The organism is Pseudomonas lactucae, assembly GCF_016937615.1.
Taxonomy (GTDB): domain Bacteria; phylum Pseudomonadota; class Gammaproteobacteria; order Pseudomonadales; family Pseudomonadaceae; genus Aquipseudomonas; species Aquipseudomonas lactucae.
Map to the genome: position 1 here is coordinate 1 of NZ_JAFHKI010000097.1, position 1464 is coordinate 1464.

Annotated in this window: 3 protein-coding genes; all 3 read left to right on the plus strand. The window is 56.4% G+C overall.

All coding sequences use genetic code 11. The features are described from left to right. The first annotated feature begins 60 nt into the window (after positions 1 to 60). The 3 genes from JWR98_RS18105 to JWR98_RS18115 all read left to right on the plus strand — a co-directional run bounded on the left by JWR98_RS18105 (position 61) and on the right by JWR98_RS18115 (position 1388). On the plus strand, positions 61 to 300 hold the full coding sequence (locus JWR98_RS18105; RefSeq protein ID WP_205490717.1) for a DUF6124 family protein: 240 nt from the start codon (positions 61 to 63) through the stop codon (positions 298 to 300). 61 nt (positions 301 to 361) lie between these two features. After that, positions 362 to 991 carry a nucleotidyltransferase domain-containing protein gene (locus JWR98_RS18110; RefSeq protein ID WP_205490719.1) on the plus strand — a complete coding sequence of 210 codons (630 nt, stop codon included), beginning with the start codon at positions 362 to 364 and terminating at the stop codon, positions 989 to 991. Further along, a complete protein-coding gene (locus tag JWR98_RS18115; protein WP_205490721.1) occupies positions 954 to 1388 on the plus strand; it encodes a hypothetical protein in 435 nt (144 codons plus the stop codon). Before JWR98_RS18110 ends, JWR98_RS18115 begins: the two co-directional genes overlap by 38 nt. Positions 1389 to 1464: the final 76 nt, after the last annotated feature.

The following is a 1464-nucleotide window of genomic DNA, read 5'->3' on the forward strand; positions in this document are numbered from 1 at the left end:
CACCTTATTCGCGTGCAAGCGGAAGAGGGCAGTCTTCATCACATATCGGAGCTGTAAATCATGGTTAAACCTACCCCCAATCCGCCCCTCTTCACTGTAAACCCCCACCAGGACACCGAAACCCTGCTGGTCAACGCCAGCGAAACGCTGTCCTCGCTCAACGCACTCACCTGCAACCTGGCCTTTGAGCTGGACGTTTCCCAGCGCGCAATCATGCTGGGAATTCAGCAGATGGCCGAGTTGGGGCATTTGCTAGTGGATCAGGCACTGGAAAATATTTCCCCCTCACCTGCGGCTTAGAACTTGATCGTTCCCAAAAAGGGACCTATCGTTCCCTTTTTGGGACTCTTCGGTCGACGCCATGCAAACCCTGCCTATCAGCACTGCGCTCTTCACCGCCACCCAGCAAAAGGTGTTTGGCCTGCTTTTCGGCAAACCCGACCAAAGTTTCTTCACCAATGAAATCGCGCGCTGGGCTCAGGTGGGTAAAGGCAGTCTCACCCGTGAACTGGAGCGCTTGCAGTCAGCGGGCATTTTGAGCATGACGCGCCAGGGCAACCAGACCCACTACCAAGCCAACCCCCAATGCCCGATCTACTCGGAACTGCTAGCCATCGTGCGCAAAACGCTGAGCCTGGACGAGCCCTTGCGCAATGCATTGGCACCGTTCGTCGAGCACATAACGTGGGCCTTTATCTACGGATCCATCGCCAAGGGCGAGGCGCACTCATCCAGTGACATAGATCTCATGCTGATTGGCGAAAGCCTCAACTACAGTGAAGTCATGGAGCAGCTCATGCCGCTGGAAGAGCAGCTGGGCCGCACCATCAACCCGACGCTTTACACCCCCGAAGACTGGATCGGCAAATGGAATGCCGGGAACAGTTTTGTGCAGCGGGTCGTGCAGCAGGACAAGATCAATCTGATTGGGGGCAACCCCCTGGAATCCACGGATGGACAGCAAGGCAAACCTGGAGAATCTGCAACGTAGCGGTGGCTTGAAGGCTGAGCCGCCGGATCGCAAGGAGTGTGATGGGCTGATGCGTTCGGCCAGGGGTCGGTTGAAGGACGCCGGTAATGCCCCGTTATCGTTCGCCAGTCGTTTCGACCTGGCTTACAACGCCGCCCATGCTCTTGCACTCACCGCCTTGCGCCTGCAAGGCTATCGCTCTGACAAACGCTATTTGGTCTTTCAATGTCTGGTTCACACCACCGAAGTGAGCAAGGTGGCGGTAAGGTTGTTGGCCCTGTGTCATGAGCGTCGAAACCTGGCGGAATATGAAGGGTATATGGATGAGGATGAGGCCCTGCTAGGCCAGTTGATTGATAGCGCGACGGCGCCGCTGAATAAAGTGGAAGTTATGTTGGCTGATCATGAGTGGAGATAGCGGGGGGCTTGCTCCCGATAGCAGTGGATCAGCCACCAGATGTAGTGACTGACTGACCGGCATCGGGAGCAAGCCC